Source organism: Nonomuraea turcica (genome assembly GCF_030718205.1).
GTDB lineage: Bacteria > Actinomycetota > Actinomycetes > Streptosporangiales > Streptosporangiaceae > Nonomuraea.
The window spans coordinates 46787-59284 of the sequence record NZ_JAUZQF010000001.1 but is presented as its reverse complement, the minus strand read 5'-3'; the positions used below and the strand labels follow the sequence as shown (position 1 = coordinate 59284).

General features: G+C 70.0%; 6 protein-coding genes, 1 pseudogene and 1 riboswitch. Of the genes and pseudogenes, 3 read left to right on the top strand and 4 right to left on the bottom strand.

Going from position 1 to position 12498, the window contains the following annotated elements:
* Positions 1 to 267: 267 nt before the first annotated feature.
* Positions 268 to 1494 (top strand): annotated as a pseudogene (locus Q9G87_RS00290) (ATP-binding protein); the annotation flags it as partial.
* 1680 nt (positions 1495 to 3174) lie between these two features.
* On the opposite strand, the gene Q9G87_RS00285 reads toward Q9G87_RS00290, so the two are convergent.
* Together Q9G87_RS00285 and Q9G87_RS00280 are read right to left on the bottom strand one after the other, a co-directional pair.
* Entirely contained in the window at positions 3175 to 4011 is an 837-nt protein-coding gene (locus Q9G87_RS00285) for an ABC transporter permease (RefSeq protein WP_305914091.1), read from the bottom strand.
* Positions 4008 to 5033, bottom strand: coding sequence for an ATP-binding cassette domain-containing protein (locus Q9G87_RS00280; RefSeq protein ID WP_305914090.1), 1026 nt, complete (start codon positions 5031 to 5033; stop codon positions 4008 to 4010). The genes Q9G87_RS00285 and Q9G87_RS00280 overlap by 4 nt, the downstream gene beginning before the upstream one ends.
* A gap of 298 nt (positions 5034 to 5331) precedes the next feature.
* On the opposite strand from Q9G87_RS00280, the gene Q9G87_RS00275 reads away from it, so the two are divergent.
* Positions 5332 to 6786 carry an MDR family MFS transporter gene (locus tag Q9G87_RS00275; RefSeq protein WP_305914089.1) on the top strand — a complete coding sequence of 485 codons (1455 nt, stop codon included), beginning with the start codon at positions 5332 to 5334 and terminating at the stop codon, positions 6784 to 6786.
* A gap of 67 nt (positions 6787 to 6853) precedes the next feature.
* Here Q9G87_RS00275 and Q9G87_RS00270 read toward each other — a convergent pair whose 3' ends face one another.
* Positions 6854 to 8011, bottom strand: coding sequence for a phosphoribosylaminoimidazolecarboxamide formyltransferase (locus Q9G87_RS00270; protein ID WP_305914088.1), 1158 nt, complete (start codon positions 8009 to 8011; stop codon positions 6854 to 6856).
* A 30-nt stretch (positions 8012 to 8041) separates the two neighbouring features.
* A riboswitch (ZMP/ZTP riboswitch) is annotated at positions 8042 to 8126 on the bottom strand.
* On the opposite strand from Q9G87_RS00270, the gene Q9G87_RS00265 reads away from it, so the two are divergent.
* The gene (locus tag Q9G87_RS00265) at positions 8092 to 11457 is read left to right on the top strand and encodes an AfsR/SARP family transcriptional regulator (protein WP_371825707.1); all 3366 of its coding nucleotides are present in this window, start codon (positions 8092 to 8094) and stop codon (positions 11455 to 11457) included. It overlaps the preceding riboswitch by 35 nt.
* On the opposite strand, the gene Q9G87_RS00260 is transcribed toward Q9G87_RS00265, so the two are convergent.
* Complete coding sequence (locus tag Q9G87_RS00260) at positions 11454 to 12482, bottom strand: hypothetical protein (protein WP_305914087.1); 1029 nt, start codon at positions 12480 to 12482, stop codon at positions 11454 to 11456. The genes Q9G87_RS00265 and Q9G87_RS00260 overlap by 4 nt on opposite strands.
* Positions 12483 to 12498: the final 16 nt, after the last annotated feature.

The following is a 12498-nucleotide window of genomic DNA, read 5'->3' as shown; positions in this document are numbered from 1 at the left end:
CGCTCCTCAGTGGCTCGTCCGTAAGCTGAGGGTGTGTCCCCCACACTGGTCCTGCTCGACGGCGTCCGCTGGCGGGGTGTGCGCGTGGTCGGCGATCGCGCGCAGACCCTGCTGGCCGTGCTCGCCCTGCACGGGCGGGCAGGCGTCAGTGACGAGCGCCTGGTCGAGGAGCTGTGGCCCGACGAGGCGCCGGCCAACCCGACGAAGGCGCTGCAGGTGGTCGTCTCGCGGACCAGGTCGGCGACATACGCCGACGTCGTGGTACGGATGCCGCGTGGTTACCGGCTCGGGCTGCCCGCCGACCAGGTGGACGCGCTGCTGCTCGGCGCGCTGGTGGAGCAGGCACGTGCCGCACTCGGCGACGACGACATGGCGCTCGCGGGGCGCCGCGCCGAAGAGGCCATGGGACTCGTGGCCGGCTTGGACGGCGCGACGGGAGCACTCGCCGAGCTGAGGAGCGTCGCGGCAGGGCGGGTGGCCGAGGCGCGACGGGTGGCGGCGATCGCGCGGAGCCGGAGCGGCGCTCACGAGGGTGCGCTGCCGCTGCTGGAGGAGGCCGCGGCCGATCGGCCGTACGACGAGGAGCTGCTCGCCTGCCTGCTGCGCAGCGAGGCCGCCGTACGCGGTGCCGCCGCCGCTCTGGAGCGCTACGAGCGTTATCGCGCGGGCCTGGTCGCGCGGCTCGGCACCGACCCAGGACCTGAGCTCGCCCGCGTGTACGCCGAGCTCCTCGTCGCGGATCGGCCGGTGCGTGAGGGCATCCTGTTCGACGGTTCCTCGCTGCTCGGCCGCGACGGCGACATCCGTGCGGTGCACGCCCTGTTGCAGACGAACCGGGTGGTCTCCATCGTCGGCCCCGGCGGGCTGGGCAAGACGCGGCTGGCTCATGTCGTCGGCAGGAACGCCACGCAGCACGTCGCTCACTTCATCGAACTCGTCAGCGTCTCCTCGCCGGAGGGCGTGGCGGGCGAGGTGGGCTCGGCGCTCGGGGTTCGGGACTCGGTCAGCGGGCGTCGTGCCCTGACCGCCGAGCAGCGCTCCGACGTTCGCGCCCGGATCGCCCAGCATCTCGACCAGGCTCCGGCGCTGCTGATCCTGGACAACTGCGAGCACGTGATCGAGGCCGTCGCCGACCTGGTGGCGTTCCTGACCGTGACGACCCGCGACCTGCGGGTGCTCATCACCTCGCGCGCCGCCTTGTCGATCCCCGCCGAACGTGTCTACCTGCTCGGCGAGCTGCCCGCGGGTGACGCCGTGGAGTTGTTCCGCCAGCGCGCCACGGCCGCCCGCCCGGGTGTGCGGATCGACGAGGCAGTGGTCGAGGAGGTCGTCGCCCGCCTCGACGGACTGCCGCTCGCGATCGAGCTGGCCGCGGCCAAGGTGCGGGTGATGACGGTGGAGGACATCGCGCGGCGCCTGGCGGACCGGTTCGCCCTGCTGCGCGGTGGAAACCGTACGGCCCCTGACCGGCACCAGACGTTACTCGCGGTCATCGACTGGTCGTGGAATCTGCTGGATGAGCCGGAACGGCGGGCGTTGCGGTGGTTGTCGCTGTTCGGCGACGGTTTCACGCTGGCCGCGGCCGAGCACGTCCTCGGCCCGGACGCCCTGCGCGTCGTGGACGCGCTGACCGAGCAGTCGATGCTGAGCGTCCGCGAGACCACGTACGGCCTGCGCTACCGGATGCTGGAGACGGTCAGGGAGTTCGGGCGGATGCGGCTGAAGGAGGCCGGCGAGGAGTCGACCGCTCGGGCCGCGCAGCGGGAGTGGGCGACGGCCTACGCCCTCGGTCACGCCACCCAGCTGTTCGGCCCGGCGCAGTTCGCCGCGGCCGACGCGTTGCGCGCTGAGGAGAGCAACCTCGCCGATCTGCTCCGGCAGGCTCTCGGCGAGCCCGATCCCGTCACGGCGATCCAGTTGCTGGCCGGCGTCGGCGCGCTGTGGTCGATCCGCGGCGACCATCCCCGGATCCTCGCGCACCGGGACGCCATCACCCAGGTGATCACCGGCTGGATGCCGCCACCGCACCTCGTCGAGGCGACCAGGGCCGCCACGTTGATCATGCTCATGAACGTCATGATCATCACCGACCGCCGGGACGATCCGCTGCGCGATCTTCTCGGCGCGCTGCCCACCAGTGACGCGACGGATTCCCGCGTGGCGGCGATGGCCACGGTGGCGCTCGCGGCCGACGGCCCCGACCTGCCACGCGTGCTGTCGGAGTTGCGCCGGAGCCCCGACGATGACGTGGCCTTGGCGGCGACGCACGCGAGCGTTCACGTCCTGGAGAACGCGGGAGACGTGGCCGGGGCGATCGAGGCCGCGGAGCGGACCCTGACGATGCTCCGCGAGGACGACGGGCCTTGGTTCCCCGCGATCATGCATGCCGTGCTGGCCCACCTGGTCATGCGTCTCGGCGACCGGCGGCGGGCGGTCGGACACGCGCGAACCGCCATTCCCGTGCTGAGCAGGCTCGGCGCCGCCGACGACGAGACCCAGCTCCGCGCGCTGCTGCTGACCTCCGCGATCACCGACGGCGACCTCGGCTCCGCGGAGGCCGAACTCGCCGCGATCACCCGGATCAACGACAACGAGGCAGTGCTCGGCGGAATGGCGATGGTCTCGTTGTGCGCGGCCGAGCTCGCTCTGGCCCGCGGCGAGACGGCCGCCGCGCTCACGGAATACCGCCGGGCCGTCCAGCGGGCGCGTGACCTGCGCCTGCCGGGGATACTGAACGGCGGGTCCCTGCCGTGGACGATCGTCGCGGAGTCGGTCACCCTGACGGCGTACGCGTACCACGCCCCGCCGGAAGCCGTCCGGTACGGCGAGGAGCTGTTCTCCATCCTCGGCGGCCACGACGTGCTGTCCGCGGAAAGTCCCGTCATCGACTACCCGTTGTGCGGCTGCATGCTGTTCGCGCTCGGCGCCTGGGGGCTGCTGCGGGGTGTCATGGCTCCCGGCGACGCGATCCGGTTGCTGGTGCTGGCCGAGCGGTTCGCGTACAACGGCCTCATGCCGAGCATGGCCTTCGAGCGGATCGAACCGTACGCCGAGCGGGCCGCGTCGGGGATGATCGCCACCGTGCAAGCCGAGTACGGCGACCGGCGCGGCTCCGACCTGCTCGACAAGGCACGAAGTCTCGTCCAGCAGGTCTCCGGTCGCGACGGGCGGAGATCACATGTGCCGCTTGTAGCTGCGTACCGACAGGGGCGCGAAGATCGCGATGACGATCAGGCACGCCAGGAGCGTCCAGGCCACCTCTCCGCTGACGACGCCGTTGTTGGCGAGGTCGCGGGCGGCCGTGACCAGGTGTGAGACCGGGTTGACCCGGACGAACGCGGCCAGCCAGCCGGGCAGGGTCTCTACGGGGACGAACGCGTTCGACAGGAACGTCAGCGGAAACAAGATCATCATGGAGATGCCCTGCACGGCCTGGGCGCTCCGGGCGATCGTGCCGACCCAGGTGAAGACCCACGCCAGCGACCAGCCCGTGAAGATCGCCAGCAGGATCGCGGCGAGCACCCCGCCCGCTCCGCCACCCGGGCGGTAGCCCATCAGCAGGCCCATGGCGAAGGTCAGCGTGGCCGCGATCGTGTAGCGCAGCAGGTCGGCCACCATCGGGCCGGCGAGCGGCGCGATCCGGGCGATCGGCAACGACTTGAACCGGTCGAACACGCCCTTCTCCATGTCCTCGCGGAGTTGCGTGCCCGTGGCCATGCAGGTGGTCAGCACGGTCTGGGCGATGATGCCGGGGATCATCAGGGGGAGGTAGCTCTCCACGTCGCCGGCGACGGCGCCGCCGAAGATGAAGGCGAACATCGCGGTGAACAGGAGGGGCTGCAACGCCACGTCGAAGAACTGCTCCGGGTTGCGGCGCATCTTCTTGAGCGCCCGCCACGCCATCGTCAGGGTCTGGGCGAGCGTCTCCCCCATGGAGACGCGCCGCCGGGCGGCCGCCACGCGGTCGGCGGCCCGCACCGCCTCGCGGGCGGGTGCGATCATGGTGCTCATCGGTTCTCCTCCGTGCCGGTCTCGTCGTCCCTGTCCGTCTCGTGGCCGGTGAGGGCGAGAAACACCTCGTCCAGGCTGGGCTTGGCCACGCTGACCGAGGAGATCGACACCCCTGCGGTGCGCAGCGCGATCAGTACGTCCGCCGCCAGGTCCGCCTGGTCGAGGGCGACGTTGAGGCGGCCCTGCTCCGGGCTGAGGACCGGGTCGGAGCCGAGGACACGCCGCATGACCTCCACGGCGGCGGGCACCTCGCCCGGATCGGCGAGCAGCAGCTGGAGGGTGGAGTTGCCGACCGCGGTCTTCAACTCGTCGGGAGTGCCTTCGGCGACCTTGCGGCCGTGGTCGATGACGGCGACGCGGTCGGCGAGCTGGTCGGCCTCGTCCAGGTATTGCGTGGTCAGCAGCACCGTGCAGCCGTCGGCGACCAGACCGCGGATGGTGTCCCACATCTGACCACGGGTGCGCGGATCGAGACCGGTCGTCGGCTCATCGAGGAAGATCAGCGGCGGCCTGGTGATCAGGCTGGCCGCCAGGTCGAGGCGCCGGCGCATGCCGCCGGAGAACTGCGCGATCGGTCTGTCGGCGGCCTCCTCCAGGCCGAACTGGCCCAGCAGTTCGATGGCGATGCGCCGGGCGCGCGGCGCGGCGATGCCCTGCAGGCGGCTGAAGAGCCAGAGGTTCTCGCGGGCGGTCAGGTTCTCGTCGACCGACGCGTACTGTCCGGTGACGCCGACCAGTTGGCGGATCACGTGCGGATTGCCGGCCACGTCGACCCCGAAGATCTCGGCACGGCCCGCGTCGATCTTCAACAGAGTGGCCAGCATCCGCAGCGTGGTGGTTTTGCCCGCCCCGTTGGGGCCGAGGACGCCGAAGATCTCACCGGGGCGTACGTCCAGGTCGATCCCGTCGACGGCACGGTGCTCGCCGAACGTCTTCACCAGCCCTTCCGCACGTACGGCCAGATCGGCGCCACCTGCGTGGGCCGGGCCGCCCCCGGTACGTTTGAGTTCTGTGATGCTCATGGCTTCACTGTCGAGGGTGCCGGTTTCACGGCGCCCTCGACCGGGTTTCACCGGTTGCCGCTGCCCCGATGGCCGACGCCGATGAGGTGACCTCGCGCGCGTCCGGCCCGGCCTGGTCATCGTCCGCCATCGGTGAAAACCGGGTGACATTTCGCATCGCTTGCCGGAATCCTGGGGCGGGGCGATGAGTTTTGTCGGTGGGGGCGGTCAGTCTTGCATGACCACAACTTCTTGTGAGACCGAGGGCTGCGACGCCAGCCATCACCCTGTCTTGTCCGACAACCCAGATCGAGGTGCCGTGTCCAGCCCACAGCTCGACTCACCTGCCCAATTGGCGACCCCCGCGGGTCGCACCCCAGCCGTGGTCCGGCTGCTGGTGCTCGCCACATTCGTGGTCATCCTCAACGAGACGATCATGATCAACGCGATCCCGCGGCTGATGGGCGCGCTCAACATCACCGAGCAGACCGCGCAGTGGCTCTCGACCGCCTTCATGCTGACGATGGCCGCGGTCATCCCCATCACCGGATGGTTCCTGCAGCGGGTGTCCACCCGCCGCGCCTATTCCACCGCGATGGGTTTGTTTCTGCTCGGCACGGCGTTGGCCGCCGTCGCGCCGTCGTTCGAGGTGTTGCTGGGCGCCCGCATCATCCAGGCGTCCGGGACGGCCGTGATGATGCCGCTGCTGATGACCACGTTGATGCAGGTTGTCCCCGAGGAGGACCGGGGCCGGGTGATGGGCAACGTCACCCTGGCCATCTCGGTCGCGCCCGCGATGGGCCCGACGGTCTCGGGAGTGATCCTCCAATTCGGGTCCTGGCGGCTGCTGTTCGCCGTGGTGCTCCCCATCGCCGCTCTGATCACTTGGGGCGGCCTGAAGCAGCTCAAGAACGTCGGAGAGCCCCAGTTCAGCACCATCGACTGGCTGAGCGTGGTGACCGCGGGTGCGGGCTTCGGCGGCCTGGTCTACGGGCTCAGCCAGTTCGAGGGCGGTGACATCCGCGTCGCGGCCGCGATCGTGGCGGCCGGCCTGGCCGCCATCGTCGTCTTCGTCGTGCGCCAGCTGTCGTTGCAGAAGCGCGGTGTGCCGCTGATGGACCTGCGCACCTTGCGCCACCGCACCTACACGGTCGCGCTGATCCTGATGTCGGTGGCCTTCATGGCGATGCTCGGCTCGATGATCTTGCTGCCGCTCTACCTGCAGAACGTCCGCGGGCTCAGCGCCCTGGAGACCGGACTCCTCGTGATGCCGGGCGGCCTCGCGATGGGACTGCTGGGCCCGACCGTCGGCCGGCTGTTCGACAAGTTCGGCGGCCGGGTCCTGGTCATCCCCGGCGCCATCGGGATCACCCTCTCGCTCGCCGGATTCACCCAGGTCACGATGACCATGCCGTTCTGGCAGCTGCTCGGTCTGCACGCGCTGATGATGGTGAGTCTGGCCGCGACCTTCACCCCGGTGTTCACTCTTGGGCTCGGAGCGGTTCCCCCGAGGCTCTACTCCCACGGCAGTTCGATCCTGAGCACGCTGCAGCAGGTCGCGGCGGCCTTCGGCACCGCGCTCGTGATCACCGTGATGAGCGCGCGGGCCGATGCCCTGAAGTCCGCGGGAGTCACCGAGGTGCTCGCCGTCCTCGACGGCATGCGGCTGGCCTTCATCATCGGCGCGGTGCTGTCCGTGGCTGTGGTCATCACCGCCCTGCTTCTACCGGCCCGGGCGGACAACACCGCCGAGTTCCAGGGAGCCGGTCACTGATGCCGAGGTGACGGGGGGCGGCGTTCGCGTACAAGAGCGGCTTGTCCGGCCCGGCCAGGAATGACGCTCAGTGGTGGAACAGCCGTAGGCCGGTGCGGGCCAGCGTGATCCCGTGCTCGCGGCAGGCGACCGCGATCTCGTCGGACCGGATGGATCCGCCCGGCTCGGCGATGTAGGTGACGCCGTGGCGCTGGGCATGATCGATGTTGTCGCGGAACGGCAGGTAGCCGTCGGAGACGAACGCGACTTCCCTAAGACGGCGGCTCCACTCGGCACGCTGGTCGGGTGTCAGCTCGTCGACCGGTTCTATCAGGGCTTGGGCGAAGTGGCGCCGCTCGAGGGGGGTGAGGCCGCCCTCGATGAAGCGAACCTGCCAGTTGATCTTCTCCTGGTTCCGCAACCCGGGCACGAAGGGAAGGGCATGCACCGTCGGGTGACGGCGGAGCCACCAGGTGTCCACCTTGGCGCCGGCCAGGCGGGTGCAGTCCACCCGAGACTGCTGGCCCGCGCCGATGCCAAGGGTCATACCGTCACGCAGGTAGCAGACCGAATTCGACTGGGTGTAGCGCAGGACGATCAGGCCCAGCACCAGATCGTCGGCGGCCGTCTCGGGCAACGGCGCGCCTACGACGACGTCGAGCAGGTCTCGGGAGATCGGGACCTGGTCGCGGTCCTGGTTCAGGCGCACGCCGAAGACCTCCCGCGACTCCTGCGGCGGAGGGATGAACGCCGGGTCCGCCTCCAGGATGAGGAATCGGCCGTTCTTCTTGGTGCTGAGCCGTTCGACGGTGCCGGGCTCGAATCCGGGGGCGATGATGCCGTCGCAGACCATTCCGGTCAGGAGTTCGGCGAGGTCGGCGTCGACGGGATGGGAGACGGCGGCGATGTCGCCGTAGGAGGATTTGGGGTCGGCGTCGCGAGCGCGAAGGTAGGCGCTGGTCAGGTCGGTGATGCGCGAGCCGACGATGCCATGGAGCTGCTCGGTGACCTCGTCGATGGGCCCGGACAGGGCCGCGCCCGCGGGTGAGACGTGCTTGAAGGACGCGGCAGCGGGCTTGCCCAGCGCCTGGGCGGCCTCGTGCACGAGTTGCCAGGCGTTCAGGGCATCGAGCAGGTTGGTGAACGACGGTTGTCCGTGCAGAATCCGGACCGGCCAGCGGTCCGGCGTCGTCGGGATGGCGTGCGCTTGTGTTTGCTGCGGGTTGATTCCGTAGCGCAACTGCACGTTCTGGCCTCCTCAGCGGGACTTCGCTGATGGAGGCGCCCAGGCGGTCGACGCTCGCATCGGGACACGGCCGCTCCCCGGTGGTGGCCCACCTGCGCCAGTCGCGGCCGGGCACTAGTGTACTCAGGCCGGTGCCGAGCGTCGTGGACGCGCGGGTGACCACGAGGTCGCCTTGCGTGGCCTCGACGGCCCGGTGTACAACGTGTCTCGACGATGATCGGGAGCCGCCTGTGACCGTGTACGGAATCCTCGGTTCTGTTCAGGCCCTCTCCGCAGACAGGCCCGTGCACCTCTCGGGAAAACAGCGGTCCGTGCTTGGCGTGTTACTGCTCTTTCCTAATATGTCGGTCTCCCTGGAGCGGCTGATCGACTGCCTGTGGGAAGAGCCGCCCGCGTCCGCCGTGTCGAACATCCACAGCTACGTCACCCGCCTCCGCCGAACGGTCGTCCCTCACCTCGTCACCCAGGACCACGGCTATCTTCTGAATCTCGAGCGGACCCAGCTCGACCTGCTCGTCTTCGAGGACCTGCTGAGCACGGCCCGCCACCACGCGAACGATGGAGACCTGGCCGCGGCCAACGACGCATACCGGACCGCACTGTCGCTGTGGCGCGGCCGACCTGCCGAGGACGCGCTGCTCACCTCCGCCGTGACGCCTCGCGTCGCTGTTCTGGAGGAATTGGCGCTTTCCGCCCGGTCCGACTGGACCGACGTCCGCTTGCGGCTGGGCCTGCACGAAGAGCTGATCGGCGAGCTACGGGCGCTCGCCGAGGCCAACTCGCTCAACGAACGCGTCTGGCTGCAGCTCATCCTGGCACTCCACCGGTCCGGCAGGCGGGCCGAGGCCCTGGAGATCTACGACCGGGTCCGGACGGTGTTGGCGGGTGAGCTGGGCGTCGAACCGGGCACCGAGCTCCAGCGCCTGCACGCGGCGATCCTGGGGAACGACGAGGCGCTCACCCTGCCCGAGCGCCAGACTGTACGCCGCCTCGTTCCCCGGCAGCTCCCGCCGGCGGTGGGCCGGCTGATCGGCAGGCGGGCGGAGCTCGGACAGCTGGACGAGGTGTCAGCCGCGCAGGTGATCCTCGTGGTCGGGGGCGCCGGAGTCGGCAAGACCACGCTCGCCGTCCACTGGGCGCATCACGTGGCGGAGCGCTTCCCCGACGGGCAGCTCTTCCTCGACCTGCGGGGGTTCGACCAGGCGCCGCCGATGAGCACAGCCGAGGCGCTGCCGCGCCTGATCCAGGCGCTCGGCTGGCCCGCGGAGGACATCCCCGTGGAGCTTGAGGCCCAGATCGGCCTGTACCGGTCGATCCTGGCTGGACAGCGTGTTCTCGTGGTGCTGGACAACGCCGCCGAGCCGGACCAGATCCGTTCGCTGATACCCCCCGACACCGGATCCCGGATCCTGGTTACCAGCCGGGACCGGCTGAGCGGCCTGGTGGCGCTGGAGTCCGCCGGGCGGGTCACGCTGGACGTGCTTGATCCGGACGATGCCGTCGAACTGCTCGCCGACACCGTGGGACCGGACAAGGTCCGCAGGGAACCGCACGCCGCCGCGCGACTGGCTGAACTCTGCGCGCGCCTGCCGCTGGCCCTGCGGGTCTCGGGCGCCAGGGTGGCGAGCAGCCCGCACAAGACGATCGCACAGTACATGGCCGAGCTCGGCGATCACGACCTTCTTTCCCAACTGGAGGTCGCGGGCGATCGGCGCACGGCGGTGCGCGGCGCGGTCGGACGATCCCACGAGGCGCTGGCCCCGGCGGGACGGCGGCTGTTCCGGCTGATCGGGCTGGTGCCGAACACCGGCATCACCGTCGCGGGCGCGGTGGCGCTGGCAGGCTACTCCCCGACGGACACGGCCAAGCTCCTGGACGACTTGGCGCGGGTCCATCTGATGAACGCGGGACCGGACCGCTATACCTGTCACGACCTGCTGGTCACGTACGCCGCGGAGCGGGCTGAGGCGGAGGACCCGCCCGCCGAGCGTGAGACCGCCATCAACCGGTACTTGGACTTCTACCTGCGGACCATCGTCTCCGCGGGTGAGCACGTCGATGTACGCGTGGTCGGACCGGCGCCGGACGGACCGGTCACGGAGGTGACGCCCCTCTCCTTCAGCAGCACGGCCGACGCGGAGAACTGGCTCGACCGGGAGTGGGACACCATCGCCACGTTGATCGCCCGTGCGGCTGAGCGCGGCCCCCACGCCTTGGCCTGGCGGCTGGCCGATGCCCTGAGAGATGTCCTGCCCTGGAAACGGCCCATCACCGAGTGCCTGCGCATCGCCGAACTCGGGCTCAAGGCCGCCCGCATCGAGCAGGACAGCATGGGGCAGGGCGCGATGCTGATGTCCATCGGCTACATACGGTGGCGGATCGCCGACCTGGACGCCGCCATGGACGCCTACCGCCAGGCGCTGCCTTTCCTGCGCCGCGCGGGCTGGAGCGCGGGAGAATCGGCCGTGCTGCGAGCCAGCGGGGTGGCTCTCGCGCAGGCCGGGGTGCCGGAGCGGGCCATCGGCCGGTTCCGGCGAGCCCTTGCCATCGACCGCGAACTCGGCAACCGCGCGGGCGAGACGTCCAGCCTCGGCAACCTGGCGGCTCTGTATCTTGACCTCGGCCGCTTGCGCGACGCTGAAGAGCGCCACCGGCAGGCGCTCGCCGCGGCCATCGAGATCGGCAAGCGCCAGCTCGAGGCCGTCGTGCGCACCAACCTCGGAGTGGTTCAGCGGGAGATGGGCCGGCTCGAGGACGCCTTCGCCACGCTCAGCGGGTCATTGACCGTCGGGCGCGAGATCGGATCCCCGTACGTGGAGGCCATGGCGCTGGAATCCCTCGGCGGCGTGCATCTGGAGGCCGGTCGCTATGACTCCGCGCTCCAAGCCCTGTCGGAGGCGATATCCGTGGCCAAGAGCGTCGAGAACCACGAAGTCGAGGTGCGCGCGCTGATCGGACTGGCGCTGGTGAGCCTCCGGTGCAGGGATGCTGGAGACGCCGATGACCGCCTCGCCGCGGCTGCGGCCATCGCCGAACACACCAGCCATCGGCCGAACCAGGTGGAGCTGCTGCTGGCGCGATCGGAGCTGGCCCACTTCCGAGGTCTTCACACCGAGGCGCTGAGCCTCGCCGACTGTGCCCGGCACCTGGCAGGCAATGGGTACGCCTTGGCGCTGGGCAAGGCACATAGCGCTCTTTCGGCCGCGTGCCTTGGTCTGGGCGAGCTGGTCTCCTGCGAGGAGCACTGTGAGGAGGCACTGCGGATCTTCCGGCGAACCGGGCAGCGGCTCGCCCAGGCCAGAACGCTGATCACTCTGGGGCATGTGTTTCAGGGGACGGGGAGAGAGGGCGCGGCACGGTCGGCTTGGCGGCGTGCGCACGCCATCCTGACGAAAGCGGGCGCACCTGAACAGACGGAGACGTTCGCCTTGCTATACCGGCCCTAGATCTGCCTGATGAACGGGACGTTCAGGTAACCGGCGCGGCGTGCGGCTCTTAGCGCCGTCCCAGGTGTCGGTCCCTGTGCGATGACCGCATCGTCGTCAACGGCCGCCCAGGTGCCGGCCGGCAGGTCGGTCGCGGATCGGGCGGTGCGCAGGGCGCTCGCCATCTGGTCGATTCGGCCGGACGTGTCGACCGCTGACGTCGGTACACCGAGCCATTGGTGGGTGCGGCGTTCCGCCCCGCGGATCCTGCGCCAGAGCAGATACTGAACAAGGATCGCCGGCCCCAGCACGGTGAGGAACGCCATGCCTGAGTGGAGCACGCCGGTGGCGAATCCGATCTGCACCACGATGATCAGGCCGATGCCGGTGGCCGCCCCGATCCATCCCGCGGGCTTGCCGTACGCCTTGGTCGCCACCATCGGCCACAGCGCCAGGATCAGACAGTCGCCGAGGCCCGCCGCGACCGGTATGGCTCCGCTCGTCACGGCGAGGAGCGGCGCGAACGGATAGCCCTCCACCTGAGCCAGGAACCGATCGGTCATGTCGCCAAGGCCGGTAGCGAACAGGTCGTACACCGCCAGCGCGGTGGCGAACGCCGCGACGTGCCCGGCTGTCATCCCGGTCTGCGTCCACAGACTTGTCACACCGATCACGGCGATCATGATGAGGACGGCATTGAGCACCAGCACCAAGGTGCCGTACCCGGCGATGGCGGCCCCGGCCGCGGCGGCGGCGAGCAGGACGGCGGCGACCGTGGCCGATCGTCCCCCCAGCAACGGCGCGAGCGCGAGCTGGACGCTGGCGAGGAACATGACGCCGAATACCCCGGAGACGGCCGGTGCCGGCATGGCGAGATACGTGATGGGCATCACGACCACCAGACAGCTCATGATGAGCACGTCGGAGGTGGTGAAACGCCCTACCGGCGGTCGCGGCAGCCGGAACCGGTGCGCGTAGCCGAGGCCGAGCAGCACGATCAGAGCGATGAGGAGGTCGAGTAACGCGAAGTTCTGCAAGGTGAACATGGGTCTCCGGGCCGGC